Here is a 26082-nt window from a genome sequence, read left to right as displayed (position 1 = left end):
TACTTGTAGCGATGATTCTGTATAAAATTTCATGTAACGTATTAAAAAGGAGTAAAAAGATTAATATCGAATATAAAATAACAAAGATATTTAGATTCTACATTATAATGAAAGGTAGTTATAAGGGGGATTTTCTATGTTATGTAATGATAAATATTCATTTACTCCAACTGAAAAATAGAAAATGATATTAAAGCTTTTCTACTAAAATATAATAAAGAGTTTACATATAAACATTCAATTCGTGTGGCAAATGAGGCAAAAAAGATTGCAGAAAAGTTTCACGTAGATAAAGAAAAAGCAGCAATTGCAGGATATTTACATGATATTAGTGGCATTTTTCCAAACGAGGAGCGGATTGCAGTTGCTGAAGAATTTGGTGTAGAAATAGTGGAAGCGGAAAGAAAGTTTCCTATGATTATTCATCAAAAATTATAGAGGGTAATCGCAAAAGAAATATTTAAAGTCGAAGATGAAGAGATTTTAAATGCAATTTGTTGCCATACAACGTTGCGTAAACATGCAACGAAGATGGATTTAGTATTATTTGTTGCAGATAAAATAGAATGGGATCAAAAAGGGACACCACCATATTTAATAGAAATAAAAAAAGGATTGGGAAAATCTTTGGAAAAAGCAGCTTTTGTATATATTTCATATTTGTGGGAAAGGAAAGATACATTGAAAGTTATACACCCGTGGCTAGAAGAAGCATATTGGGATTTAAAAAGAATTGTACAGTAGAAAGGACAAGGAAATGCAATTAAAAGAATATATGAATCAAACATTTCCAGAAGTTACATTAGGACCCTACTTATTATCTCAGTGGGAAAATCATTTGCATTTTGATTTCGGAAAAGATAAATATCAAATTGTAGAAGGAACCAACGATTTAAATATGGAATACTTTTCTCAACTATATACATATAATAAATTCTTATTTGAAGACATATTTTCAAAAGAAGATGTAGTGTTTGTAGTGACAAATGTTTATAGATTTAAAAAGGAAAACATAAAAACTCCACAGAAAATAAATGTATACAATAAATATATTAAGAAAAGAGATTTAAGATTTCATATAAGACAAGAAACATTACCGTTTCTATTTGAAGATGAAGAAGCAGATTTATATTGTACATATCAATTTTCTTTAAAATGTCTCGTAGAAGATATTAAGTATGAATCGCTTATACAAGCTGCTAATCATGAGGATTTTTCTGATTTGTATCCTCGATTTGGACGAAAAAAAGAAATTTTTTATCCAGATGTATTTCTCATTAATGCAACGAAAGATATTGTCATGTTTATGTATGATGATAGAGGATGTGAAGTAATTGCGAAGAATAAAGAAATAATACGAGATTTATATAAGAAATACAAAGAATGGATTCCAGATTATGAACGAGAAAGTATAGATAACATATTTAAATGACAATAGGGGAAGTGAAGCGTGTAATGAAACGTATTGCAATAGTATCTGCATGGGAACCAGAACTGACGTATTTGCATCAACATTATCCGAGTGAACGTGTTGAAAAAAGAGCAGCTTGGGAATTTCATTTTCATACTATTAATGAGCTGGAAATTATATCAGTTGTTACTGGTGTCGGTAAAGTAAGCTGCGCTAGTTGTGTACAATTGTTAATTAGTGAGTTTCAGCCAGATGAGTTGTTTATGACAGGAATATGCGGAAGTTTATCAAACAAGGTGAAAAACGGTCATATTGTAGTCGCACTAAACGCAATACAACATGATGTTACTGCTGCTGGTTCAGGGGAAGATGTTTTTAATTTATATAACGGTAGAACAGCACCTATTGAAACAACAAAATCACTTGTAAGAAGAATAAAAAAAATACGATCGTATGATCCGATACATTTCGGTACATTTTTATCAGGAGATCAACGTATTCGTAGTTCGGAAATGAGATATTTACTCCATACCGTATATGGAGCATTGGCAGTTGATCAAGAAGTAGCAGCTTTCGCCTATGTATGCCAAATAAATAAAAAACCATTTCTCTGTTTAAAAGCTGCTTCAGATCAAGCAAATGATAAAACGAAAGAAGAACAAAAAATCTTTAAAATGCTAGCATGTGAAAGAGCATGTGAGCATTTAATTGCTTTTTTACGTGTTTATGAGGTTAATGTAGTAAATAATAGATAGTTTGTTATAAAACAAATCAATAGTGAGTTATATGTAGGGAAATGTCCGCTCATTTCAAATTAAGAGCTGAAATTTATAATAGATGGAATATATTATATGGGTACACGTTGAGTTTAATATAAGCAGTTGGAGGGCAATTTTATATGATTCAATATAAAAGGTGTAGTGAAGTAAATATTGATTTAGTATATGAAGCTTTTAAAGATGGATTTTCAGATTACATTATTAAGATGGAGGTTTCAAAAGAGGATTTTATACAACGTTTTTTGGGACCAGAAGGTAATTTGCTAGAACATTCTTTTCTTGCTTTAGAAGAAGGCAAACCTGTTGGCGTAATACTAGGTGGTATAAAGGATTATGAAAGTATAAAGACTATGCGCTGTGGAACATTAGCGGTTCATCCTAATTACCGCGGTATTGGTGTAAGTCAAAAATTATTTGAACTGCATAAAGAAGAGGCGATTCAACATGGATGTAAGCAACTTTTTCTCGAAGTCATTGTAGGAAATGACCGAGCGATTCATTTTTATAATAAGTTGGGCTATGAAAAAGTGTACGATCTTTCTTATTATAATTTAAATGATTTGACTAAAATAATGAATAAAGATTGTAAGGATAGTGAAGTAAAACAATTAGAATTTCCAACTTTTAAAGATGAAATTCAGAAATGGTTAAACTTCCATATAAATTGGCAAAATGATATTGATTATATCAAAAAAACAAATAATGTATTTTATGGTGCATATGTCGATAATGACTTAAAAGGCTCTCTATGTGTAAATAAACAAGGTAAAATTAGTTTTATTTTCGTAGACAAAGATTATAGAAATATTGGTGTTGGGATGAAATTATTACAAGTAGCAAGAGAAGAATTAAATTTATCAAGTTTATCAATTGGGTTTCCTAACAATAATTTACTGGAAGGTTTTCTTAAGAAATGTGGATTTGAAAAGAATTCTTTAGCGCAATATGAAATGTATTTATTACTCTAAGAGCGGAAAGATTTATTCTTTTCGCTTTTTATTTTGCTGTTATGTTGGTAAATGCTCCGCAACTATAATTTATAATGAGAGGGATTTTGTTTATCCTTAAGTTATTTTTTAAATTGTCAATTTCATGCTAATAATTTTCTTTGTATAATATTCTAATTTTATGTAGAATAGATACGATGGGAGGGGATGAAATGAATAATGGATTAAAGTTTAAGATTTTTGAATTGCATTGTCTCGTTCAAAAGACTTATTCTGATATTAAAATAGCGTGTGATATTGCTATTTATCAAGAAAACACTTCTAAATATTTAATTTCATTAGGATTTTTAAATAAATCATATATGACTTATATAGAAGCAAAAAGATTCTATCGCGAAAATGAAGAGCTTGTAAGTGTAGAATTTGATAATTTCTTTGATATGTATGATAAATTAGAAAACGAATTAAAACAAGTTATTTCAACTGAAGATAAAAATCCTTCATTGCTACATAGCAGACTTGATCAGTTTCAACAGAAAGTTGAAAATATAAATGACCTAATAAAAGTATTGCAAAATGCTCGTTAATGAATGTTTTTTTCTTTTTTGTATAGAAATTATGTATTAAAAACATTTTAGGGATATTACATATTAAAGAGGTGGCTTTTGTTGATTACAAAAGTCATCTTTTTATGTTAGGAATAGATTGTATACATTTTAGCAGTTTTATATAAATAATAGAAATTTATACGAGGTAAATATCATGGGAAATAAAAAAGAAATAGCTATAGTTGCATTAACTACAGGATTCGTTTTAACAAGTGTAACACTATATGGAGTAGGTCATGCAGAGGAACCTGGTCAAATGCAAGTTGAAATTCAAGAGGATTCGTTCCGTACAGGTAATCTGACACAACCATCAAAAAAGGCACCAGAGAATGTAGTGAAAGATGCACTTAAGGAAAATACGGAGCATGCTTTGTCTCCAAAACAAGTTAGTGCAGAAACAGGAGTAGATTACAAAGTTCTTCAAAAACGTGGTTCTTATGATGGAACTACACTTGTGCGCATGCAACAAATATATGAAGGAAAAGAAGTATATGGCCACCAGTTGACTGCTCACGTAGATAAAAAAGGTATTATTAAAAGCATTTCAGGAGCTAGCGCACAAAATTTAACACAAGAAGATTTAAAGAAACCTATTAATTTATCAAAAGAAGAAGCAAAACAATATATTTATAAAAAGTACGGAAACGATACTAAATTTATTTCTGAGCCAGAAGTTAAGGCAGTTATTTTTGTTGATGAAAATCATGGGGAGGCTAGCAATGCATATCAAGTTACATTTGCTGCTACAACACCAAATTATGTATCTGGAACTTATTTAGTGAATGCTCATAATGGTGAAATGTTAAAAGATATGGTACAAGAATCAAGTTTGAAAATAAGTGAAGAGTATGTTGAATCCGTTAAGGAAAATAAAACTAGCAATTTGACATCATTAACTGGAACAGGAAAAGATGATTTAGGCGTAACTCGTACATTTGGTATTTCTAAACAGACCAGTGGGAATTATGCACTTGCTGATTACACAAGAGGACAAGGAATTGAGACATATGATGTAAATTATAGAGATATTACAAATGAAGAAAGTTATTATCCTGGTATACTAGCAACTAGTGTTTCAACAACATTTAATGATCCAAAGGCGGTAAGCGCTCATTTCTTAGCAACAAAGGTATACGATTTTTATAAAGAAAAATATAAGCGTAATAGTTTTGATAATAAAGGAAAAAAAGTAGTTTCAGTTGTACATGCATGGGATTCTGGAGGAACAAATGATCCTGAAAATTGGGAGAATGCATTTAGTACTAATATTAATAACATTAGTATGCTTTTATATGGAGATCCTATGGTAAAAGCGTTCGATATAGCCGGTCATGAATTTACACATGCAGTTACATCAAGTGAATCTAACCTTGAATTTTCAGGAGAATCTGGGGCAATTAACGAGGCATTATCGGATATTATGGGAACGGCTATAGAGAAATACATAAATAATGGGGAATTTAACTGGACAATAGGAGAACAAACTGGATCGACTTTTCGTAATATGAAAAATCCAACTGCAATTAATTTTTCAGAAGGACTACCGTATCCTGATGATTATAGTAAATATAATGATTTAAATGGAGAGGATTATGGAGGCGTTCATTTTAACTCAAGTATTATTAATAAAGTTGCGTATTTAATTGCACAAGGTGGTACTCATAACGGTGTAAATGTAAATGGTATTGGTGAAGATAGAATGTTTGATATTTTCTATTATGCAAATACTGATGAATTAAATATGACTTCTAATTTCTCTGAATTGAAATTGGCATGCCTTAAAGTGGCAACTAATAAATATGGAGCGAACTCAATTGAAGTTCAAGCAGTCCAAAATGCTTTTGATGCGGCAAAAATTACAGGAACGGTGAAAGAAAACGAAAAAACAGCAGAAAACCAAGCTCCAGAGTTAACTGTACCGTTTACGATTACACTACGTGTAGGTGATACGTTTGATCCAATGAGAAATGTAAAAGCTGTTGATAAAGAAGAGGGTGATTTAACAAATAAAGTAAAGCATAAAGGCGATGTAGATACTTCAAAACCAGGTACATACATTGTGGAATACTTGGTCGTTGATTCCCAAGGGAGAAATACAACGGCTAGACAGACTGTAATTGTAGAGGGAAATGGAGAAACATCAGATTTAGAACCTAAATTAACAGTGCCTGTTGGAGCGACAATTCATGTAGGAGATTCATTTGTTCCAATGGCAGAAGTATTAGCTATCGATAAAGAAGACGGTGATCTCACTTCTAAAATCAAAGTTGATGGTGAAGTAGATACAACTAAAGCCGGTACTTACGTATTAACGTACACGGTTACAGATTCTAAAGGTCATGAAGTAACGGCGAAGCAAACTGTAACGGTCAAAGTTAGAGAAGAAGTTAAAAATGATAAACCAATACTAAAAGTACCTGCTACAACTTCAATTACTGAGGGTGATCAATTTGATCCATTGGTAGGGGTATCAGCTACTGATAAAGAGGACGGTGACCTTATTTCTAAAGTAGCGTATGAAGGAACTATAGATACAACTAAAGCTGGTACTTATGAAATAATATATAGTGTTAGAGATTCCGTGGGTAATGAGGTAAATGCAATACAAAAAGTATTAGTGAAAGATAAAGAAACTAGCAAAGCTAATGGCCTTGCTAATAAGGAAAATAAGAGTAATATCTCAAACAACAGTAATAGCGATAAAAAAGAATATACATATAAGGAGCTTCCAAAGACGGGTGTAAGTACAACTAACAGTGCAGCAATCGGCATATTGATGATTATTACAGGCACAGTACTCACTTTTGTTCGCAAATTTAGAAAGATACAAAAATAATAGTAGGGATCATTCGTTTGAAGAAAAGAGTTCATTATTCAAAAGAAATAAAGTAGAAAGTAAGTAAAACAAAATATGGATTTTTTACTTAATAAGATTTTAGTAGTTAAGCGGTGCATTTGGCTTCTATAAAAATTTGTAGTTGGATCATGTTCTGTCTACAAAACTACATTACATAAAAAACACGTTACTATTCTCATTAAAATAAAAGAATAGTAACGTGTTTTTTGGTTTGGAAAAAGCATAAATCCTATAGTTCATGAATCTGGGAGTGCTTCTAATCTGTCATTGATGAGTTACTGAAAACATTTTGTTTTAATGGAAGTTTCACTCTAAATAACAACATGAGATTTTCGATATTTACCAGGTGTTTCATTGGTGAATTTTTTAAAAATTTTAGTGAAATAACTTTGATCGCTAAAATTAAGCGAAGCGCATATGTCTGATAAAGGATAGGTGGTGAAAGTTAATAATTTCTTTGCTTCTTCGATTCGTTCACGTTGAATGTACTCAATTAATGAAATACCGACTTCTTTTTTAAATAATATAGATAAATAATCTGAATTCACATTTGCAAATTTAGCAAGTTGTTTAACAGATATTGGATTGTAAATATTTTTAAAAATGTAGTTTTTACAAATAGCAATAGTCTGTGAATATTGCTGTGTTTTTTGTGCCTTTACACGGTCTGCAAAGGTACAAAAAGCATTTTTTAATAAATCCCAAACAGATTCTTTGTCTTTTGAATCTTCTGTTCTTTGAATATGTAAATCATAAATTTTGTAAGCAATCCCAGATGGAAGTCCCCCTTTTATCGCATATCTAGTAGCGAGCGTGATGGATGAAATACAAATGTTTTTATGACGTCTTAATTGATGGAATGAAGATAAAGATGAAAGAGTCTCTTGTTGGAATTCGTAATAATATTTGAGTACGGTTTCTTTATCCCCTTCTTCTATAGAACTAAGTAGTTGCTGCTCTATATATAAATTATGATAAATAGATTCGTCTTTTTGCATTGAAATATATACATCTTCGTTTAAGATGCTGCTATGACTTATATGAAGTGAGTCACTGTTATTTGAAAAGGTGCTTACATCTGAATTTTTTTTATAGAGAATGTTATAGAACAATATCGCTATATTTACAAAGAAATTTTGATCTTTGACTGACAATGAAAAATAATGGTCTCTTGTTCTTTTATAATTTGGAATAAAATTAAGGTTACTATCCGCTTTACTTGTAGAAAAATTTACATGTGTCAAGGGCCCAATAATAACAGTACCGTTCACCATATAATCGCTCTTTATGTGAATTAAAATAAAGTGCCCTAGATATTCGTGAGTTCTGAAGATGGGGGAATTATATGTATCATTTCTCTGAAAAAGCATATGTAACTGTTCTATTTTTGATGTATATAACGAATGTGAATCATTTTTTGATTTAAATTCTAAAAGAATATTTTTGTTACAATCTAAAAAACAAACTGGAATTTCGAAAGATTGAAAAAACATATTGCAAATGTACTCTATCTCAACTAGACTGAGTTTTTTAGTCATATTCTTCCTCCTTACAGTTATGCGTAATAGTTAAATAAACATATATTCCTTTTTCATAAGTAGATACGGAAAACCTTTATCAATAAAAAATATAAATAAAAGTTATAAACTTCTAAGAATAATACCATAATTTAACATGAATAGCACATATTATTTGAATATACAGGTAATAGTTTTGGACAGTAACGTAAAATATGAATCGTCACACTTATTTGTTGGTTATTACTTATATGTATTAAAAAATGATTAAGATTGGATTTTAAATAGGGATAGGAAGTGAGAAATGAATAGATTGACAGTAAGTGACTAGTCGAAATTAGCAGTGAAAGCTATTATGTAACAAATGTAATGATTCTTGAAATAGGGATATACGTGTAATTTAGGGGAGAAAATTACATATATCATGTGGAGAGACAACGTAATAATAGAAGATAAGAAAAGTGAATAAGTGATTGTAAACAATGGATTGTTGGACGACTATGTTTTATGTTATTCGTTTAAATCTGATACTTGGCACACTATTGCTTTTAAGAAGGTAATAGTAATAAAGAAATTTTTAAAATGATAGAAGTAGTAAAGGGGATAAGAGAAATGAAAAAAATATTTAGTGTGCTTTTAGTGTTATTCTTAACATTTTCTACATGGTCTAGTGTATTAGTAAAGGCAGATTCACCATCTAAAGGTACTTTAACGATTCATAAGTATGAACAAGAAAAAGATGGAGCGCAGGGACTAGAAGGTGACGGTTCGGCAAATCAAGAGGTGCCAAAAGATGTGAAACCATTAAAAGGTGTAACGTTTGAAGTGAAAAGGGTTGCTTCTTTTGAAAAAATTTCAAACGATGGGAAAATCGTAAAAGAAGATGTGAAACCTGTAATGGGAGCCACTCCAAATCAAGTAGTAACAGATGATAACGGACAAGCTGTATTAAAAGATCTTCCGCTAGGACGTTATGAGGTGAAAGAAGTGGCAGGACCTCCACATGTGAATCTAAATCCCAATACGTATACAGTGGATATCCCATTAACGAATAAAGAGGGTAAGGTGCTAAACTATGATGTTCACATGTATCCCAAAAATGAGATTAAACGTGGTGCAGTGGATTTAATAAAAACTGGTGTAAATGAAAAAGCATTAGCAGGTGCAGTATTCTCTTTATTTAAAAAAGACGGTACAGAAGTGAAAAAAGAGTTAGCAACAGATGCTAATGGCCATATCCGAGTGCAAGGATTGGAGTATGGAGAATACTATTTCCAAGAAACAAAAGCTCCGAAAGGCTATGTAATAGATCCAACTAAACGTGAGTTTTTTGTTAAGAACTCCGGAACAATTAATGAAGATGGAACTATTACTTCTGGTACAGTAGTTAAAATAGAAGTGAAAAACAATGAAGAACCAACAATTGATAAAAAAATTAACGGAAAATTGGAAGCGTTACCAATAAATCCGTTAACTAATTATAATTATGATATTAAAACATTAATTCCAGAAGACATTAAGGAATACAAAAAATATGTGGTAACAGATACTTTGGATAATCGTTTAGTGATTCAAGGAAAGCCAATCGTGAAAATTGATGGAGCAGAAGTAAATGCAAACGTTGTTGAGGTAGCTATAGAAGGTCAAAAAGTAACAGCTACAGTAAAAGATTTCACAAAATTAGATGGTAAAAAAGAATTTCATTTGCAAATTAAATCCCAAGTAAAAGAAGGAGTACCATCTGGTTCGGAAATTTTAAATACAGCAAAAATACATTTTACAAATAAAAATGATGTAATTGGAGAAAAGGAATCTAAACCTGTAGTTGTTATTCCGACAACTGGAATAATTGAGTTAACAAAAATTGATAGTGCTAATAAGAATAAATTAGAAGGTGCAGAGTTTGTACTTAAAGATAATAATGGAAAAATAGTTGTCGTAGCAGGAAAAGAAGTAACAGGTGTATCAGATGAAAATGGTGTTATTAAATGGTCTAACATTCCATATGGAGATTATCAAATTTTTGAAACGAAAGCACCGACATATACAAAAGAAGATGGTACAAAAGCTTCTTATCAATTATTAAAAGACCCCATTGATGTAAAGATTAGCGAAAATAATCAAACGGTTAAATTAACGATAGAAAATAATAAAAGTGGATGGATTCTTCCGGTAACGGGTGGTATAGGAACGACTCTTTTTACTGTAATAGGCCTTACGTTAATGCTTACAGCGGCATTTGTTTTCTTTAGAAAAAAGTTTGCTAGAAATTAAGATTTTAGGAACATGTAACTATGGGAAAAGGGGAGAAGCAAAATGCTTCCCTCTTTTCGATATTTAAGCATATACAGAGGTGGAAATATGAAACGAAATCTTGTTTTGGGGGGTATTTTTTTATTTGGATTAGGTATTTTTTTATATCCTACTATTAGTAATTGGTTGGCGACTCGTGCACATTATTCTGAGATTAGCTCTTACGATAAGAAGATCAAAGCGCTACAAAAGAAAGAAGTCGAACGTAGGGAAAAAGAAGCAGCCGAATATAATAAACAAGTTCAAACTTCTGCGAAAACATTTACAGATCCATTTTCTGAAAAAAAAAGTAATTATCAAGCGTATGCTGATGTGTTAAATTTAGGAGATGTAATGGGGTATATTGAAATATCGAAAATTAATATAAAACTGCCAATCTATCAAGGGACCTCTGAGGAAGTATTGGGTCGCGGGATAGGTCATTTAGATTTTTCTTCGCTCCCGGTAGGTGGAGAAAGTACGCATACTATTTTAACAGGGCATCGTGGTTTACCATCAGCAAAATTATTTACAGATTTAGATAAGTTGAGCAAAGGAGATCTTTTTTATATTCATTCTTTAGACAAAGTTCTTGCTTATAAAGTAGATCAAATTAAAGTAGTGTTACCACACGAAACGGACGATCTACAAATTGTACAAAAAAAAGATTATACAACTTTAATTACGTGTACGCCTTATGGAGTAAACACCAATAGATTGCTAGTTCGAGGTGTGCGTGTGGAGTTAAACGAGAAAGAAAAACAAAAAGTGAGTACAGAGATATTTATATTTAATAAGTGGACTGTAATAGTTCCAATCCTATTGTTATGTGTGTTTCTAGTCGTAATTTATAAGAAAAGGTTAACTAGATAGAATGTATTTATTTATCCTGCATTAATGGGAAGTGGGACCGGAAATTCAGAGATAAGTAAAGAAGGTATATAGGGGATTGAAGTAAATCATCATTAATAAAAATTTCATTTTATTCGACTATAGAAAAAATACGGTAAAGGTGGGAACAAAGGAATTGAGGCTACGATTAAAGCTGGTAAGTATTCATTTTATTGTTTTGTTAATGTTAAGTGTAAGTTTTTTCGTATATGTACCAAAAGAAGCATATGGATCCACGACAAACCTAGAAAGTCTAGGTGATATATCGCGTTATAATGCTGTTGTTTTTGGTAACCATAAAGCAGTAGGTGGCGACATTGAAGGGGCAATTGCAGTTCAAGGTGACATGGATGCATCGGGGTATACGATTGTAGGTGCTGCAGCGGGAACATCTAATATAGTAGGTGAAAAATGGGTTGATGAGGGATATCCGTCTTTGTTATTGTTTGGAAAATTTAAGAAATCAAGAGAAGAATCTTTTATCATTCAAAACGGAATAGTTGTAATGACAAAAGAGAGTGATCCAGATCGCATCATACAATCTTCTTATGATCGTATCGTTTATAAAGAAAAACTAGAAATTGACGCGAAATTTAATGAATTTCGCAATATAGTGAACCAAGTCAGTAAAAATGCAGGTCAATATAAAACGAATACCCCAATTCCAAATATGAGTCATGGAATCGGAAAAGATATAAACAATCCTAATATTTATGTTTCATCAGAATTGACAGGGAAAATCAATTTAGATATAAGAGATGTATTTTTACCGAGTGCTAAGGACAAAGATTTTATTGTTATGTATTCGGATGCGATAGAGGTTACATTTAAAAATGGGGCTATTCTATACGACAAGAACAATATTGGAAGGGCTACGGATATAATTCCCACATCACAACCCTATTCTCCTAATTCACCATTTACTGAGCTATACAGTAAAATGATTTGGGTTTTTCCTAATGCGAAAAAGATCACAACAGAAGGATATGGTGTTGTTGGAAGTGTGTTTGCTCCCAATGCTGTATTAGAAACAAAAGGCGGTTCGATTAATGGACAAGCATTTGTCGGTGCGGTACAACAAACTGGTGGATTTGAGTTTCACAATTTCAAATTTAACTGGAAACATTGGAACAAGCCTAGTACAGGAAAAGTAAAAATAAAAAAGGTTGATAGTAATAATGATAATAAAAAATTGGTGGGAGCAAAGTTTAAAATTGAAGATTTAAATGGGAAAATAGTTGGAGAACTAGTAACAAATGAAGAAGGAGAAGCGATATCAAAAGACTTACCAATAGGAAACTATACTTTAGTGGAAAAAGAAGCACCTAAAGGTTACGAATTATTAAAAGATAAAATAGCTGTAAAAGTAGAGAAAGATGCAGAAGTAGAAATTAAAATAGGAAATAAGAAATTGCCAGATCCAATGGGGAAAATGAAGCTTGTGAAAGTAGACATAAGTGATAAAAATAAAAAGCTAGCAGGAGCAAAGTTTAAAATTGAAGATTCAAAAGGAAAAATAGTTGGAGAACTAGTAACAAATGAAGAAGGAGAAGCGATATCAAAAGACTTACCAATAGGAAACTATACCGTAGTGGAAGTAGAAGCACCTAAAGGTTACGAATTATTAAAAGATAACATAACTGTAAAAATAGAAAAAGATGCAGAAGTAGAAATTAAAATAGGAAATAAGAAATTGCCAGATCCAATGGGGAAAATGAAGCTTGTGAAAGTAGACATAAGTGATAAAAATAAAAAACTAGCAGGGGCAAAGTTTCATATAGAAGATTTAAATAAAAAAGTAGTTGGAGAACTAGTAACAAATGAAGAAGGAGAAGTAATATCAAAAGACTTACCAATAGGAAACTATACCGTAGTGGAAATAGAGGCGCCTAAAGGTTATGAATTATTAAAAGATAAAATAGCTGTAAAAATAGAAAAAGATACAGTAGTAGAAATTAAAATAGGAAATAAGAAATTGCCAGATCCGAATGGGCAATTTGAAATTGAAAAAGTTGATGATACGGATAGTGAATTAAAGCTAAAAGGCGCTGTATTTCAAGTGTTAGATAAAGAAGGGAAAGAAGTTAGTAGATTAATAACGGATGAAAAAGGAAAGGTAATTTCCAACCAATTAGCAATTGGAAAGTATACGATTAAAGAAATAAAAGCACCGAACGGATACATGTTACTTAGAGATCCAATAGAAATAGAAATTACAGAAGCAGTAAAGACACAAAAAATAACAGTGAAAAATGCGAAGAATAATTGGGTAATTCCTAATACTGGTGGGAGCGGAACAACAATTTTTTACGTGATTGGTATTATGCTAATGTTTGGTGTGCTATATTTCTGTAAGAAAAATCGTATATTATGAACTAATTTTATAGAGTTAGACAGATTGTTGCGTTAGAGAGTTTTTAGGGCATGAGTTCGGTATTGTACTGGACTCATGTTACTAAATTTGTTGAAGGAGGAAGCATAATAGTAAACATAGAATATATTAATGAATTAAAATATTTAAGAGGTGAAAATGGTGGTAATAAAACAAGACGAAATTAAAGTAGTTGTCGGAGCTGGAGTGTTTAATAATAATCCAGGCTGGATTCAAACACAAGAAGATGAACTTAACTTACTAGATAAAGCTACGTGGGAAGAAAGATTTGAATACAACTCTATTTCAGCTATTTTAGCTGAGCATGTATGGGAACACCTTACTTTTGAAGAAGGTGTAAGAGCAGCTGAAATTTGTTATGAATTTTTAAAACCATCTGGTCATATTCGGTGCGGAGTCCCTGATGCATTCTTTCAGGATGAGGCATATCAAAATATAGTTCAAATAGGGGGCCCCGGTCCGAAAGATCATCCAGCAGCAAGTCATAAAATCGTTCATAATTATAAAACATTAACGAAAATGTTTGAAACTGCTGGATTCGAGGTAGTTTTACTTGAATATTGTGATGAAAATGGTCGGTTTTATTACAACGAATGGGATGCAAACGACGGTGTTATTTTCCGTTCGAAAAGGTATGATTCTAGAAATAAAGGCGATAAACTTGGTTTTCCATCGCTAATTGTCGATGCGATTAAGCGCTAATCATTCAACAAAAAAAGGAGTTAATCCTATGATTTCATAAGTCGCAAATGCGGCTTTTTTATTTGTACGTAAATCTATATTTAATTTTCAATACTATATAACTCGATTTAGAAAATATTTAAGTTTTTCTCAGCGTCATTCGCTTTAAATTAACACTTCGTTGACATAAATATTTATTTTATATTTATATTCGTGTAAAATGAAATAAGAACATATATTCTATATAAGGAGGCAATCAAAATGATAGCTGAAATTGGGAAACTAACTGATGGATATATTGTAAAATTTGAACGTGAATTTCCATATACGGTAGAGGAAGTTTGGTCTGTATTAACAGAAAACAGTAAGCTGAAAAAATGGATGTCCAATTTACAGATTGAAAGCCTTAAAACTGGTGGAATAATAAAGTTCGACATGATGGACGGTTCATTCATAAATATTGATATTTTAGAGTGTCAACTAAACTCAGTACTTGAATTTACTTGGGATAAAGACCGTGTCCGATTTGAAATACATAAAGAGGAAAATGGTACTCTTTTACTTCTTAAAGAGTACATTCATGAATTAACAGATCATACACCGAGAGATGTAGCTGGTTGGCATATTTGTTTAAATCTTTTTTCTTGCGTTTTAGAAGGAGAAGAGAAAGAATTTTCTAAAGATGAATGGCAACAATGGTTTGAAATATACAAGGGTAAGATTCATGAAGTTAGAGGATAATTACATAATAGGTAATATTCATTATGTAATTATTATATTATAAAAATGCTTTTATGGATAAATAAGAATAGAGGTTAATATGAAAGTAAATCAATTAATTGCTAATAACATAAATAAATTAGATGCAACTATACCGTTTAATAAATCGTTTGGAATTGCTGGGTTATCTGGATCGGGTAAAACAACTTTTTGCCAAACAATTGGTGAAGAGTCAAAAAAACGATTAGTTTCTTTATTACCAAAGGCTGAATATCAATATTTATTTCCTAACATTATGGAAACAAATTTTAGTGCTATTAAGATGGAAGAAATGCCATTAGTACTTTTTTTAGGGAAATCATCGATTTCGTCTAATCCACGTTCAACGATTGGTACTCATACTGGTGTTTTTACAGAGGTTCGGGAAAAACTTGCTGAAGTATTTAATCTTTCTCCAGAGGTCTTTTCATTTAATAATCAATTAGGCTGGTGTACTGGTTGTAAAGGCCGTGGTACTACAAAAAATGTTGAGTGTAAAAAATGTAAGGGAAAACGTTATAGTGAAGAAATTGAAAAACATGAAATTGATTTGTTGGCCAAGCCACATTCAATTTCAAATATTAATGATTTAAGTGTTGAATCTATTCTTTCAATAGCAAAAGAATTAAATATTAGTGAAGAAAAACAGCATATACTGCAAAATATTATTAATATGAACATTGGTTATTTAACATTAAATCGAATTATGGGTACGTTGTCAGGTGGAGAGTTAACACGACTTTATTTGGCTGAATTCATGGCAGTAAGTGAAAATGCTGTAATTATTATTGATGAGATTTCAGTTGGACTTGATCATGAAACATTATTGAAAATTTTGGAAGAGATTAAACGATTAGGGTGTAAAAATCAAATTTGGCTTATTGATCATTCAGATACGGTACTAGATACAACTGATGAGCAATTGTTCTTTGGACCTGGTAGCGGAAAATATGGCGGGAAAATTGTGAAAGAATCACCAAGACCAAAGTCAATACTGTGGGATCGAAATAAAGAAATACCAACAGAATATTATACATTCTATGATTTATATTGCCGTAATATCCAAATGGAGGAGTTTCAAATTCCTAAAAACAGGCTTGTAACGGTTACAGGAGAATCAGGATGTGGGAAATCTACACTTGTCAATGAATGTCTAGCTACAGATTTCTTGAAAAGATATCCAAAAGATAAATTAGTTATGGTGGGACAAGACCGAAATCAATCAATTACAAGTCGATCAACTGTAGCAACTTTCCTAGATATTAAAAAGAAACTAACAAAGTATAGTGAAGACATTGATGATATTTTTGAGCGCTCGATTGAGGATATTATTGATGAACTTCCAAATGAAGATATCGCTTATAAACGTTTGAGCCTACTAATTAAGTTAGGACTTGGCTATTTAACATTAGAGAGAAAAACACAAACATTATCGACAGGTGAGTTTCAATGTGTTCATTTAGTTTCGGAATTATTTGCAAACACTAGAAATCCACATACATTATTCATTTTTGATGAGCCTTCAAAAGGTTTATCACAAAATATTTTAAATCAATTTATCGATAGTATTAGAGGTATTCTGCAAGATGAATCAGTTTCTATCATTATGATTGAGCATAATCGTTACATGTTAGAAAGCTCTGATTATATAGTTGATTTTGGAAAAAGGCAGAATGAATCTGTAGAGCATTTGGATGTTGTTAATCATGAGGATTACTATCGTCAAAAAAGTAATGTGAATAGCACAGAGAAAATAAATATCTCTTCAATGCTTAAGCAGAAAAAAGGAGTTCACTATTTAGAAGAAAATCATATTAACTATTTTAAAAATGCCGAAAATGTTTATAAGGGCGGTATTTTAAAAAGTTTATCATCAATGGCTAGGTTAATTTATGGTGAATATGAATCTGATACAATCGCACCTGTTATTGCTATTGATCTTGAAAAACATTTATATAGTCAATATAGTTTCTTATATGAGCTTGGTGGATTAATTAATCATATTGTAGCTGCTCATCCAATTAATAAAGATACGAGAAGTTTTGATTTCTATTCACAGGACAATCATTGTCCATCTTGTTCTGGACGTCTTCAAATTGAAGTTTTTGATAAAGATATTGCCATTCAAGATAAAAGTGTTCCATTTTGGGATGGGCTATTCGATCCAGAAATCATGAAGGTATTAAAATTTTATCAGCATGAAAAAATAGAATTTCTATTCGAAGAAATAAAAAATGAGCTTGGTCACGATTTGTCAAAGAGCTATAATGATATGTCAGAAGAAGAAAAGCATACGTTTTGGTATGGATATTTTAAAAAATCATTTTATGATAAAAAAGGAAAGACACGTAGAACATGGGTAGGGTTTAATACAATTATTGGTGGATATATTGTTATTTCAAAAGCACCTATTAAAGAAGAAATTAAGAGTTCAAAAAAAATGATGAAATGTCCAATTTGTGAGGGGACGGTTTTAAATCATCATAAACCACTTAAATTTGGTAACGTAGATATTCGTGAAATAATCAATCAGCCTATTAATAAAGTATTGAAAACAGTTGGTGATTTACCGGCACTTGTTAAATTGAAGTCTATTGTTGGTGGCGATATGGTATTGACGGAAGATATTTCTTTATTGCCAAGAAAAGCACAAGTTGCACTGAAGATGTTTGAATTAGAACAAGCAAGCTTTTCAAACTATGAAATGGTGTTACAAAATGTCTTACCATTCTGGGGCGAAATAAAAGGAAATATCGAATCCATTAGTGTTAATAATCAAGTAACTGTTTGTGATTTCCCTAATGTTTATGAAACGAGAGAAACCATTATAGATAAGTATTTCACAAATGGTAAATATAAAAAACTTACGTATGTATACGAAGCATTTGGATACAAAAAATTAGTTACCCAAATTAATAAAATTAAAAAAAGTAATCCATGTCCATTTTGTAAAGGTAAGAAAGTGATAACCGAAGATAATCTACATGATGGTGTCTTTAAACTAACAATTCCATGTGTAACTTGTAATGCAAGTGGTATTAATGACGAAGGGTTAAAAGAAGTTGTCGAGGGCGTGGATGTACAAACGTGGTTAACTGGAAAAGCAAGTGATGTTGTGAATGAAAGCTTATTAACAGAAGCGGTTGGAAAAATACCAATTTTTAATCGCATACGTGAGTTGGATAAACGAGATATGATGGCGGTTTATGAATGTTTAGAGAAAAATAACTGATGATGGATTGTCAATTGTAGTAGTCATAAAATAGGAATATAGGTTTTTAATTATGTAAATATAACATGTTAAATTATCGTTTAAATCATCAAAAAAACGATTGACCCTCACACAATGTCATTGTTTAAGATAAAGTTGAGCTTCAAAGTAGATGTAACTTATAGGAGGAAATCATGTTTAAAATAGGGGATTTTTCAAAACTATCTTCCATTAGTATACGAATGTTGAGACACTACGATAAAGTGGAATTACTACAACCAGTAAAAGTCGATGAGCAGAGTGGATATCGATTTTATTCAGCAGACCAATTAAAAAAAGTAAATCAAATTCAAACGTTAAAAGCTATGGGGTTTAATATTGCTACCATCAAAGAAATAATAGAATGCGATAATATAGATACCATAAAAGAGCAATTTTTAAATCGTAGTGCTCAAATTAAAGAAGACATGAATAACCTCCAAAAACAATTACGTCTCCTCGAAGACTCAATGAAAACGATGAGAGAGGATGTTGTTGAGATGAATTATCATGTTTCAATAAAAGAAATTCCAGAAAGAACTGTAGCTAGTGTTAGAAAGATTATTCCATCGTATAATTGCGAAGGTGATTTATGGAGTGTATTAATGCAAGAAATTCAAATGAAAAATATTAGTATTGCCCAACCGAGTTATAGTATTGCGGTTTTCCATGATCATGAATACAAAGAAAATGATGTAGATATAGAAATACAGCTAAGTATTCTAGGTAAGCACGAAAATACAAAAGACGTTACATTTAAAAATATGGAATCGACTCATGTAGCTTCTATAACAGTTAATGGAAGTTATGAACAGATGACAGCTGTAAATGAGGCTGCGGCAAAATGGATTGAGACAGAGGGTTACAAATTAGCAGGCCCGATGTTTAATATTTATCATGTGAGCCCAGCGATGGAATCCGATCCTAATAAGTGGGTTACAGAAGTTTGTTATCCAATAAACAAATAAGTAATAAAAAAAGGCATGTTTTATGCCTTTTTTTATTTTATTAATATCTCAAAATATATAATTTTTCCTCTTTACAGTTTTCGTATCGGACTACATAAGGCAATAAAGACTTCAATTATTTTAGTAAAAGCAGCTAAAGCAAATATAAATACAGGATTGTAGGCTGAAATAATTCCACCTACTAATGCCCCCAATGGCATAGATAATCGTGTAAGTACACGAGAAAAACCTAAAACACGTCCTTGCAAATTGGATGGAACAGTTTCCTGCCGAATTGATGTAACAATCGTATTCCATGTGATATTACATGTCATCGCGATACCGAAAGCAATTCCGGGAGCAAGCCAATATGTACTCCATAAAGCAAATGTTAATCCAAGCGCTCCACAAAATAGGAGTAAAGGAATAAGTATACCACGTCGAAATTTCTTTTCTAAAGGAACGGCAATTAAGCTTCCTAAAAGCCCACCTATTCCTATTAAAGTATAATTATAACCACTTTGTGCGGAGGTAAGATTTAATGTCGATAATAAATAATACATAAGTACACCTAAAACAGCACTTGCTCCAAAGTTACCTACCATAGCTTGAAGTGACAAAGCTATATTTAACCGATCATTTTTGAGCCATTTAAATCCATCAAACAAATCATTTAGTACATTTTGCAATATTTTTTTATCAGTATTCTTTTTATTTAAGTTTTTCATAGAAGGTAATATAATCACAGCAATTAATGTAGCAATAAATGAAAGAGCATTAATCCAAAGTACTTGAAAGCCGCCAATAAAAGATATGAAAAGCCCAGCTATGATTGGACCAAACAAACTAGCCAATTGATTAACCATTTGATATAAAGAATTAGCCTTCGTTAATGATGCACCTGCGATGTGTGGAATGACTGTAACTGTTGTTACATCAAAAAGCATGGACATAACTGCTAAGATAAAAGTAATTACGTATAAATGCCAGACTTCTAATATATGTAATGCATGTAAAATTGGTACGAGACTTACTAAAATAATATTGGTAATATCCGCCATCCAAAGTAACTTTTTTCGATCATATCGATCAACTAGTACACCAACTAAAGGGCCAAATAAAACGATTGGCAATACGTTTACAGCAAATAAAGAACTCATAATTACAGCTGAACCAGTTAATTGATAGGCAATCCAAGGCAGTGCAAAAGTATATAATGAATCCCCGATTCGTGAAATGAGTAAACCAAAAATAAAAATCTTGTATTCTTTTGAAAAAATTGTCTTGACAGTTAACCTTCGTTCTTGTACAAATTTCACAATTGTATGAACCACCTTTAGTAAAGAGGAATTTGAAAATAATCCGTCCAATACGTATTAAATATAGAATTCTGTAAGAAGTTGTTGAATCCTACCTTTATAAGGTTAATTTTATATAAAAGTGTAGGGAATAGAAATTAGGGCGGCTTTTATTGGATGAGGCGGTATGATTCGAGAACAAAAGGGGTTGCTGGATAAAGAGTTAATCTTATGACCTTTTCCGCAATTATTGTTGTTAGCAGAACTTTTGAAAGAAGATCCTACATTAATATATCCCTTTTTTAGTTAATAATAGCCTCCTTAATACTAGTTAATACAAGGAGGCATTAAATTTTTAATAATTAATGATATGTGTACCCTCCATCAGGAAATAATACATTACCCGTAGTAAAACTATTTTGCATTAAATATAGGACAGTATGTGCAATTTCATCATTATATCCAGCTCGTTGTACAAGTGAAAGAGATTTATAAGCTTCGTAAGCAACTAGTCTATTTTCATTTTGTTCATTTTCTCTTTGTATTGTTCCAGGAGAAACCACATTAACTCTAATAGGAGCTAATTCCACAGCTAAGGCCTTCCCTAAACTTTCAATAGCACCATTGCAAGCTCCATAAGCAGGCGCACCTTTAAGTGGTCTTTGACTAAAGGCACCGGACATTAACACGATCGATCCAGAGTTTGAAAGAAAAGGAATTGCATATTTTACGGCATAATATTGAGGCCAAAACTTTCCGATGAAGCTACTTTCAGCAATTTCCTCTGTAGAGGTAATTGGTCCAAGTGTATAAGAGGCTCCCGGTGTGAATAAATGATCAAAGTTCCCAACTGTCTTGAAAAAATTTTGTAATTGCTCTTTATTTTGATTATCCAATATATAAGTTTGAAGATGATTGTTATTTATTACTTCTCGAGCAACTTTTAATTTTTCTTCCGAGCGTCCGGCAATAATAACATGTGCGCCTTGTTTAATTGCTTGAGTTGCTGTTGCTAATCCAATACCAGAACTCCCGCCAATGATAACAATACGGCTATTTTCTAATGTAGTAATAGACATATTTTAGCCACTCCTTTAATAAAAAACTTTAGAATATAACTGTGCTATGCTTTTATTATTCGCTAAAAGGGAGCAAGTGAAAAGTACGCACTTTATATGTACATAGTCGCAAATTTCGTACTAATTGCTATTTATGCGGATAAGTAATACGAAAAATTTCTACATATTGTTTATCCCGCATTAACGGGCAGTAAAACTCTCACCTCAAAGTTAGGAAAATGCAAGGAAGTTAGGTAAGAGATCAACTGCCCGTAAAAGCCCGATTGGTTCAACTAATAATCAGTGTGGGATGAACAAAACCCCCACTGATTAAAGTTTCACTTTATGATATCTGAGGAGAGGTGAGAAAAATGGATTTACAAGAACCGAAGTTAAAAGGGGTAATAGCAACATTACAAATAATCGGTGGGAAATGGAAGCCGCTCATTTTATTTATTTTGCTAACAGATGGAACGAAACGTTTTGGTGAATTAAAGAGATTAATACCAGATATATCTCAAGGGACGTTAGCAAAGCAATTACGTGAATTAGAGCAAGATCAACTAATAAAACGCGAAATTTATCAAGAAATACCACCTAAAGTAGAATATAGCTTAACTGAACATGGAAAAACAGTCAGTACTGTTTTGGATAGTATGTGTAGTTGGGGAAGAGGGCATTTAGAATATATAGATAAAGATAAACCATAAAAATATTATGTAAACTTATTGTAGTTTGAAGGGAAATGTTGTTTTAATAATTTGTATTTTATAATATATAATTAAGGAGTGTCGTAGGTTATTATACATATTTAATTTATTTTTACAAAGGGGAAGTAATAAGATGAACGAATTAGAGTATAAAAGCTTCTATGATAAAGTAGGAAGATTAAATGGATGGGATTTTAGTAAAATAAAATGTGAAACTGTAGGAGATACATGGGACTTTTATAGTGAGGTAAAAGAAAGGTGTAAACCATCACATATTTTACTTGATGTTGGTACAGGCGGAGGAGAAAATGTACTTAACATAGCATCATCAGCTAAATTGTTGATTGGAATTGATAATTCTAACGGCATGATTGAAACGGCACATTCCAACTTGAAAAAATCAGGTGTACAAAATGTTGAGTTTCTTCAAATGGGTTCTGAAGCGTTAACGTTTCAGAATGCCCATTTTGATATCGCTTCAAGTTGTCACGCACCGTTTATAGCATCTGAGTTAGCGAAAGTAATGAAACGAGGTGCTTTTTTCTTAACGCAACAAGTAAGTGAGAATGATAAATTAAACCTGAAAGAAGCATTTGGCAGAGGACAATGCTTAGATGAACGAGATGGCACTTTAAAAGAAAAGTATATGGATGAACTTATTAGTGCAGGATTTGATCTCGTGCAAGTACGTGAATATGATGTTACTGATTATTACAGTACGTCTGAAGATCTCATTTTCTTATTAAAACATACGCCTATTATTCCTAGATTTGGAGAAGAGGAAGAAGATTTTACTATTTTACAAAAGTTCATTGAAACGAATAGTTCTGAAAAAGGGATTCGTACGAATTCAAAAAGATTTATGATTATCGCTGTTAAATTATAATATATTTTAGTGTAAAAGCTGCTTTTCTTTAAATGAAAAGCAGCTTTTTGTGTGGAAAAGAATACAGGAAATACTTGAAAATAATAGAAATAAATAAAGTATAAATTAAAAAATCAAAATATGGAGGATAAATGTTTTGAAACGTTACTATATTAGCAATGAAAAAATAAATGTACATATTACTGAATGGGGGAATAATGACAAGCCCGTTATCTTTTGTTTACATGGATTAGGTAGTACGAGTTTAAGTTTTATAGAAATTGCTGAAGAATTAAAAGAAGAGTATAGATTTATCTCCGTTGATGCACCTGGACACGGTAAAACCCCGCCATTTGAAAGAACAGAAGATTATGAGATGCAAAATTTAGCAAATTGGTTAAATGAAATAATAAATGAATTGAGAATCGAACACTTCTATTTTCTATCACATTCATGGGGAAGTTTTGTAGCGTTATTTTATTTGTTAAATCATCCAGAAAAAGTACAAGGAAGTATTCTTATTGATGGTGGATATCAAACAAAAAGGCTTCAAGAAGAAGCGTTGGAAGAAGAAATTGCTTATTATGAAAAAGACTTTGATGAATACGTTTTTAATAATTGGGACGAATTTTTCAAAAGTGAAAAAGAAGCTTATACTAGGTGGTCTTCATTGTTAGAAGTTGCTGTAAAGGATCTAGGGATCGAAATGGATAATAAAGTATGGTGGCATGCCAGGGAGAATACAGCTAATAATATAATAAGAGGTATGCATAAAGATGAAACAATAGATATATATGAGAAGCTACCGGCTAATATTGTATTACTTCGAGCTACAGTCCCACAAGTTTGGGCGGATTATAGAGATAAGACAGTACATGTTTTTAAAGAGAAAACGGACAGTAGAGTAAAAGTAATTCCTGATACTACACACATGTTGCACTGGGATAAACCAGAAATTGTTATAGCGGAAATAAAAAATAATTGTGGCTAACATATTCATACTAAAGTTGTAGTTTCTATATGAAAAATCCATCCTTCCGTTTGATTTTATCTGTTTATAAGTGTAATACAATACGAATAGATAATAAGAAATGAGGGGGAATGTAAAGTGATTACACATATATCAGATATAAAACTACAGACGGTTTCCATAGAAGGGGTAAAACAAGTTTATAAGGACATATTATCTTTTCCAATAAAAAAAGAAACAGCATCCTTCATTCAATTTGAAGTAACACCTTATACAACAATTAGTTTTCAAGAAGTGTATGAACCAATCGCACCTGCACATTTTGCTTTTGAAATCCCATATTCAAAATTCCATGAAACAGCAAAATGGTTAAAGGACTCTGGATTACTCATTGTAAAATGGCAAAATGGAAATGTAATTGGTGAAGAGAATGGTCTATTCAATTTATACTTTAAAGACGGAGATGGAAATCTACTCGAAATTATCGCACATAGTTATGTTAAAGAGGATGTATTAGTACCACACTCACCTTTAAACATTTTATACGTAAGGGAAATTGGTCTTCCTGTTAAAAGTGTACCTGTTTTTACGGAATGGTTAAAATCAAATCTAAATATGAAAACGATGGAAGATGGGGATATTTTTAACTTTGTTATAGGTGGCACTGCATATATCGTCGCGACTTGGTGGCAGCGACCTTGGATTCCAATCGCGATGAAAGCTCTATCACCGAAAGTATACGTTTCTTTCGGAACACCAGACGTCGCATTTTTACAGCGAATCCAAAATAATTTTAAGAAAAATAGTGTATCATTTGAATGTAAACGTAATGAAGTATCATTTATTGAGCAAGGATATACATTTTCAATTGTGCATACATCAGAGTTTCATTCGGATATTCCTAAACAATTAAACTTACTGCTTTCTATTTAAGGATGGAAAGCGGTAAGTTTTTTGTATATTCGTGAAGAAGGTTTTAGCTAGGATTATAGTGAATTTAAAGAGAAGTATAAGGTGTTATTCTAATTTATGTTAAGGGGGAAATAAAGTGGTTTTAGGTAATCCAATTGCAAAAGGGAATACAGCAGAAATTTATTTAACTGATGATAAGGTTGTAAAATTATTTAAAGATTACCTCCCAGATACAGAGTCTATGAATGAAGCAAAAAAACAAAAATATGCGTATTCATGCGGGTTGCCAGTTCCAAACGTATTTGAAGTGAAAAAGATACAAAATAGACAGGCAATTATTATGGAACATGTAAAAGGGGACAACATTGGTGATCTTCTGCTTAATAATTTAAATGAGGCAGAGCGTTATATCAGCCTTTGTGTTAATGAGCAAAAAAAGATCCATGCTATACATGTGAATACAGATGAAATGGAGTTAATGAGGGAAAGGTTAGAGCGTCAAATTAAATCTGTGTATAAATTGGATGAACGCAAAAAGAAGGATATATTACAAAAATTAGATTTTATTACATTTGATTTTAGGCTATGTCATGGAGATTTTCATCCATTTAATTTGATTTTGAATAAGGAAGAGAAAGTGAAAGTTATAGATTGGGTAGATGCTAGTTCAGGTGATATTCGCGCAGATGTATTTCGAACATACTTGTTGTACTCACAATCTTCGGTAGAATTAGCTGAGATGTATTTACATATATATTGCAGTCGTACCGGCATATCAAGAGATGAAGTTTTTCAATGGGCTCCTATTATTATTGCAGCTAGATTTTCTGAAAAAGTATCACCGCAAAATGAAGTGTATTTGAAAAGATTATTGAATCAGTATTTATAAGTCATAAAAAAGGTTGTCAGCTAATTAATAAATGCTGTTGTTTAACCAA

The 26082-nt window shown here is 31.6% G+C and carries 20 protein-coding genes and 1 pseudogene; 18 read left to right on the top strand and 3 right to left on the bottom strand.

Annotation, left to right across the window (positions count from 1 at the left end):
* Nucleotides 1-136: 136 nt before the first annotated feature.
* From yqeK to DN404_RS27145, 6 genes and pseudogenes are all read left to right on the top strand, one after another.
* Nucleotides 137-744, top strand: a pseudogene (yqeK, locus tag DN404_RS27170) (bis(5'-nucleosyl)-tetraphosphatase (symmetrical) YqeK).
* 13 nt (nt 745-757) lie between these two features.
* Nucleotides 758-1432, top strand: a complete 675-nt coding sequence (locus DN404_RS27165) for a DUF3885 domain-containing protein (RefSeq protein WP_001176116.1) — start codon at nt 758-760, stop codon at nt 1430-1432.
* Nucleotides 1429-2166: a 5'-methylthioadenosine/S-adenosylhomocysteine nucleosidase gene (gene mtnN / locus DN404_RS27160; RefSeq protein WP_001987381.1), complete on the top strand. Its 738-nt coding sequence runs from the start codon at nt 1429-1431 to the stop codon at nt 2164-2166. The genes DN404_RS27165 and mtnN overlap by 4 nt, the downstream gene beginning before the upstream one ends.
* A gap of 143 nt (nt 2167-2309) precedes the next feature.
* Nucleotides 2310-3158: a GNAT family N-acetyltransferase gene (locus DN404_RS27155; RefSeq protein WP_000617060.1), complete on the top strand. Its 849-nt coding sequence runs from the start codon at nt 2310-2312 to the stop codon at nt 3156-3158.
* A 191-nt stretch (nt 3159-3349) separates the two neighbouring features.
* Nucleotides 3350-3724: a hypothetical protein gene (locus DN404_RS27150; protein WP_001059022.1), complete on the top strand. Its 375-nt coding sequence runs from the start codon at nt 3350-3352 to the stop codon at nt 3722-3724.
* Nucleotides 3725-3899: 175 nt separating this feature from the next.
* Entirely contained in the window at nt 3900-6581 is a 2682-nt protein-coding gene (locus tag DN404_RS27145) for a M4 family metallopeptidase (RefSeq protein WP_149215695.1), read from the top strand.
* 332 nt (nt 6582-6913) lie between these two features.
* On the opposite strand, the gene DN404_RS27140 is transcribed toward DN404_RS27145, so the two are convergent.
* Nucleotides 6914-8140 carry an AraC family transcriptional regulator gene (locus tag DN404_RS27140; protein WP_000162835.1) on the bottom strand — a complete coding sequence of 409 codons (1227 nt, stop codon included), beginning with the start codon at nt 8138-8140 and terminating at the stop codon, nt 6914-6916.
* A gap of 591 nt (nt 8141-8731) precedes the next feature.
* Here DN404_RS27140 and DN404_RS27135 point away from each other — a divergent pair.
* The 7 genes from DN404_RS27135 to DN404_RS27105 all read left to right on the top strand — a co-directional run bounded on the left by DN404_RS27135 (nt 8732) and on the right by DN404_RS27105 (nt 19352).
* The gene (locus tag DN404_RS27135; protein WP_179951880.1) at nt 8732-10393 is read left to right on the top strand and encodes a SpaA isopeptide-forming pilin-related protein; all 1662 of its coding nucleotides are present in this window, start codon (nt 8732-8734) and stop codon (nt 10391-10393) included.
* Between the two features lie 87 nt (nt 10394-10480).
* Nucleotides 10481-11284 carry a class C sortase gene (locus DN404_RS27130; protein ID WP_098376414.1) on the top strand — a complete coding sequence of 268 codons (804 nt, stop codon included), beginning with the start codon at nt 10481-10483 and terminating at the stop codon, nt 11282-11284.
* A 154-nt stretch (nt 11285-11438) separates the two neighbouring features.
* Complete coding sequence (locus tag DN404_RS27125) at nt 11439-13676, top strand: SpaA isopeptide-forming pilin-related protein (protein ID WP_149215693.1); 2238 nt, start codon at nt 11439-11441, stop codon at nt 13674-13676.
* Between the two features lie 159 nt (nt 13677-13835).
* Entirely contained in the window at nt 13836-14396 is a 561-nt protein-coding gene (locus tag DN404_RS27120; RefSeq protein ID WP_006929239.1) for a class I SAM-dependent methyltransferase, read from the top strand.
* 240 nt (nt 14397-14636) lie between these two features.
* Nucleotides 14637-15116: an SRPBCC family protein gene (locus tag DN404_RS27115; RefSeq protein ID WP_000559843.1), complete on the top strand. Its 480-nt coding sequence runs from the start codon at nt 14637-14639 to the stop codon at nt 15114-15116.
* Nucleotides 15117-15195: 79 nt separating this feature from the next.
* On the top strand, nt 15196-18366 hold the full coding sequence (locus tag DN404_RS27110) for an ATP-binding cassette domain-containing protein (RefSeq protein ID WP_149215692.1): 3171 nt from the start codon (nt 15196-15198) through the stop codon (nt 18364-18366).
* A gap of 173 nt (nt 18367-18539) precedes the next feature.
* Complete coding sequence (locus tag DN404_RS27105; protein ID WP_006929236.1) at nt 18540-19352, top strand: MerR family transcriptional regulator; 813 nt, start codon at nt 18540-18542, stop codon at nt 19350-19352.
* Nucleotides 19353-19423: 71 nt separating this feature from the next.
* On the opposite strand, the gene DN404_RS27100 is transcribed toward DN404_RS27105, so the two are convergent.
* Nucleotides 19424-20650 (bottom strand): MFS transporter, encoded by a 1227-nt coding sequence (locus tag DN404_RS27100; RefSeq protein WP_006929234.1) that lies wholly within the window; start codon nt 20648-20650, stop codon nt 19424-19426.
* Nucleotides 20651-20991: 341 nt separating this feature from the next.
* Nucleotides 20992-21708 carry an SDR family oxidoreductase gene (locus DN404_RS27095; RefSeq protein WP_048535362.1) on the bottom strand — a complete coding sequence of 239 codons (717 nt, stop codon included), beginning with the start codon at nt 21706-21708 and terminating at the stop codon, nt 20992-20994.
* A 350-nt stretch (nt 21709-22058) separates the two neighbouring features.
* Here DN404_RS27095 and DN404_RS27085 point away from each other — a divergent pair, with 350 nt between their 5' ends.
* The 5 genes from DN404_RS27085 to DN404_RS27065 all read left to right on the top strand — a co-directional run bounded on the left by DN404_RS27085 (nt 22059) and on the right by DN404_RS27065 (nt 26033).
* Complete coding sequence (locus tag DN404_RS27085; protein WP_000365529.1) at nt 22059-22397, top strand: winged helix-turn-helix transcriptional regulator; 339 nt, start codon at nt 22059-22061, stop codon at nt 22395-22397.
* A 133-nt stretch (nt 22398-22530) separates the two neighbouring features.
* Nucleotides 22531-23283: a class I SAM-dependent methyltransferase gene (locus tag DN404_RS27080; protein WP_016122554.1), complete on the top strand. Its 753-nt coding sequence runs from the start codon at nt 22531-22533 to the stop codon at nt 23281-23283.
* 136 nt (nt 23284-23419) lie between these two features.
* Complete coding sequence (locus DN404_RS27075) at nt 23420-24253, top strand: alpha/beta fold hydrolase (RefSeq protein ID WP_149215691.1); 834 nt, start codon at nt 23420-23422, stop codon at nt 24251-24253.
* Between the two features lie 117 nt (nt 24254-24370).
* Nucleotides 24371-25165, top strand: coding sequence for a VOC family protein (locus DN404_RS27070; protein ID WP_149215690.1), 795 nt, complete (start codon nt 24371-24373; stop codon nt 25163-25165).
* A gap of 115 nt (nt 25166-25280) precedes the next feature.
* Complete coding sequence (locus DN404_RS27065) at nt 25281-26033, top strand: aminoglycoside phosphotransferase family protein (RefSeq protein WP_149215689.1); 753 nt, start codon at nt 25281-25283, stop codon at nt 26031-26033.
* Nucleotides 26034-26082: the final 49 nt, after the last annotated feature.

It is taken from the genome of Bacillus sp. TE8-1 (genome assembly GCF_008368855.1).
GTDB classification, from domain to species: Bacteria; Bacillota; Bacilli; order Bacillales; family Bacillaceae_G; genus Bacillus_A; species Bacillus_A cereus.
This window is presented reverse-complemented; position numbering and strand designations above follow the sequence as displayed.

Coding starts and splice junctions, on each gene's coding strand:
- DN404_RS27080 (WP_016122554.1), top strand. CDS start 22,531: ATGAACGAATTAGAGTATAAAAGCTTCTATGATAAAGTAGGAAGATTA.
- DN404_RS27085 (WP_000365529.1), top strand. CDS start 22,059: ATGGATTTACAAGAACCGAAGTTAAAAGGGGTAATAGCAACATTACAA.
- mtnN (WP_001987381.1), top strand. CDS start 1,429: ATGACAATAGGGGAAGTGAAGCGTGTAATGAAACGTATTGCAATAGTA.
- DN404_RS27135 (WP_179951880.1), top strand. CDS start 8,732: ATGAAAAAAATATTTAGTGTGCTTTTAGTGTTATTCTTAACATTTTCT.
- DN404_RS27140 (WP_000162835.1), bottom strand. CDS start 8,140: ATGACTAAAAAACTCAGTCTAGTTGAGATAGAGTACATTTGCAATATG.
- DN404_RS27095 (WP_048535362.1), bottom strand. CDS start 21,708: ATGTCTATTACTACATTAGAAAATAGCCGTATTGTTATCATTGGCGGG.
- DN404_RS27105 (WP_006929236.1), top strand. CDS start 18,540: ATGTTTAAAATAGGGGATTTTTCAAAACTATCTTCCATTAGTATACGA.
- DN404_RS27145 (WP_149215695.1), top strand. CDS start 3,900: ATGGGAAATAAAAAAGAAATAGCTATAGTTGCATTAACTACAGGATTC.
- DN404_RS27115 (WP_000559843.1), top strand. CDS start 14,637: ATGATAGCTGAAATTGGGAAACTAACTGATGGATATATTGTAAAATTT.
- DN404_RS27150 (WP_001059022.1), top strand. CDS start 3,350: ATGAATAATGGATTAAAGTTTAAGATTTTTGAATTGCATTGTCTCGTT.
- DN404_RS27130 (WP_098376414.1), top strand. CDS start 10,481: ATGAAACGAAATCTTGTTTTGGGGGGTATTTTTTTATTTGGATTAGGT.
- DN404_RS27165 (WP_001176116.1), top strand. CDS start 758: ATGCAATTAAAAGAATATATGAATCAAACATTTCCAGAAGTTACATTA.
- DN404_RS27155 (WP_000617060.1), top strand. CDS start 2,310: ATGATTCAATATAAAAGGTGTAGTGAAGTAAATATTGATTTAGTATAT.
- DN404_RS27110 (WP_149215692.1), top strand. CDS start 15,196: ATGAAAGTAAATCAATTAATTGCTAATAACATAAATAAATTAGATGCA.